Origin of the sequence: Bradyrhizobium sp. NBAIM08 (assembly GCF_020193935.1) — a bacterium.
GTDB lineage: Bacteria > Pseudomonadota > Alphaproteobacteria > Rhizobiales > Xanthobacteraceae > Bradyrhizobium > Bradyrhizobium yuanmingense.
On sequence record NZ_JADYVR010000715.1, the window covers coordinates 1 to 419 of the forward strand.

Below are 419 nucleotides of genomic sequence, written 5' to 3' on the forward strand. Positions count from 1 at the left end.
AGCTGGTACAGTTAGGCGATCGGCTCCGGCTCAGCTCGCCCTCGCATCCTTCCAAAGAATCCCGGGATTGCGCTCGACCAGTTGCAGGGCGCGGTTCTGGGGCAGCGCGCGATCGCTCATCTCTGCCCAGACCACACGCTTTTTCCTGAGCCACGCAACGCGCGACGTATCGTCCGCGGGTTTGCCGCCTGGCCGCTCACCCTGTCCAAGCAGAATGAGGTCCATGCCGTTGGTGCCGAACAGTCCGGCGTCCCACAGGTAGGTGAAGCTCTCGCGCGTGCGCGGATCCGCGACGCTGAGCAGCCCGTGCTCGTGAAAGTAGGCGATCAGTTCCGTGATGCCCGCGAGATCAACCTCCCGCCGGCAGTCCTCCCAGAACGCCGTGTCGGCCCGCTTGTTGAAACGGTAGTGCATGGCGA

The 419-nt window shown here is 64.4% G+C and carries 1 protein-coding gene; it reads right to left on the minus strand.

Annotation, left to right across the window (positions count from 1 at the left end):
* Positions 1-30: 30 nt before the first annotated feature.
* A partial coding sequence (locus I6F37_RS41710; RefSeq protein ID WP_225154627.1) for a tryptophan 7-halogenase occupies positions 31-419 on the minus strand: 389 nt, incomplete at its 5' end.